Genomic DNA, 1,347 nt, shown 5'->3' with positions numbered 1-1,347 from the left:
TGAAACGCCCTGGAAATCCCGGAGGCTCCTGACCTTGGAAACGAGGATGCAGGTATGCCGAAGGAACAGTTGCCGGGGAAGCCCACGGCGCGTCGATACAGCCCGGAGGAGAAGGCCGCGGCGGTGCGGATGGTCCGTGCCCTGCGGGCCGAGTTGGGTACCGAGCAGGGCACGGTGTCGCGGGTAGCTCGTCAGCTTGGCTACGGGGTGGAGTCGGTGCGCTCCTGGGTACGCCAGGCCGACATCGACGACGGGTATGCGCCCGGGGTATCCACCGCGGAATCCCAGCGCGTCAAGGAGCTTGAGCAAGAGATACGAGAACTCAAGCGCGCCAACGAAATACTGAAACGAGCGGCCAGTTTCTTCGGCGCGGAGCTCGACCGCCAACACAAGAAATAGTCGACTTCGTCGACACCCACCGCAAGGAGTTCGGGGTCGAGCCCATCATCACCGTCCTGCGTACCGCAGGGGTGGCGATGGCCCCGAGCACCTACTACGACTTCAAGACCCGCACTCCGTCAGCACGGGCCCAACGCGATGCCGTCTTGGGGCCAGCACTGGTGGCGCTGTGGGAAGACAACTACCGCGTCTACGGGGTCCGCAAGCTGTGGAAAACCGCCCGCCGTGCCGGCCACGACGTCGGCAGGGATCAGGTGGCCCGGCTGATGCGGTCTGCTGGCATCCAAGGCGTCCGGCGCGGCAAACGGGTCAAGACCACCAAACCCGACCACAGCGCCGAGCGGCACCCCGATTTGGTCAAGCGCAAGTTCAGCGCGACCGCGCCGAACCAACTCTGGGTGACGGATCTGACGTTCGTGCCTACCTGGGCCGGAGTGGCCTACGTGTGTTTCATCGTCGACGCCTATTCCCGGATGATCGTTGGCTGGCGGGCGGCCAGCCACATGCGTACCACGATGGTGCTCGATGCATTGGAGATGGCGCGCTGGTCGCGCGGAAACACGTTGGCGGGGTTGACATGTCACTCCGATGCCGGATCGCAATTTACCTCTATCCGCTACGGCGAGCGCCTCGCCGAGCTCGGTGCAGTCCCGTCGATCGGTTCGATCGGGGACAGCTTCGATAACGCCCTCGCGGAGACGGTGAACGGTTACTACAAAGCCGAGCTGATCTACGGGCCGGCCCGCAGCGGGCCGTGGAAGACCGTCGAGGACGTCGAACTGGCCACCCTGGGCTGGGTCTACTGGCACAACACCAGCCGCCTCCACGGCTACCTCAGCGACATCCCACCGGCTGAGTTCGAAGCAGCGTTCTACGATGCACAACGGACCGACCAACCCCTGGTCGAAATCCAATAGCCCGAGCCTCCGGCAGAACCAGGGCGTTTCA

Annotated in this window: 1 protein-coding gene and 1 other annotated feature; the gene reads left to right on the top strand. The window is 64.4% G+C overall.

Annotated features, from left to right (window positions below; translation table 11 throughout):
- The first annotated feature begins 54 nt into the window (after positions 1 to 54).
- Positions 55 to 1,316 (top strand): IS3 family transposase gene (locus AAHS21_RS31940; RefSeq protein WP_342931258.1). Its coding sequence is split into 2 segments (ribosomal slippage): positions 55 to 358 and positions 358 to 1,316, totalling 1,263 coding nucleotides; the frame shifts between segments, so codons are not numbered across the junction.
- Positions 354 to 485 (top strand) — a sequence feature (AL1L pseudoknot). Its footprint overlaps the gene before it by 132 nt.
- Positions 1,317 to 1,347: the final 31 nt, after the last annotated feature.

It is taken from the genome of Mycobacterium sp. 050272 (assembly GCF_039023525.1).
Taxonomy (GTDB): domain Bacteria; phylum Actinomycetota; class Actinomycetes; order Mycobacteriales; family Mycobacteriaceae; genus Mycobacterium.
Note: the sequence above shows the minus strand (reverse complement) of the source record. Positions and strands in the feature narration are given on the sequence as shown.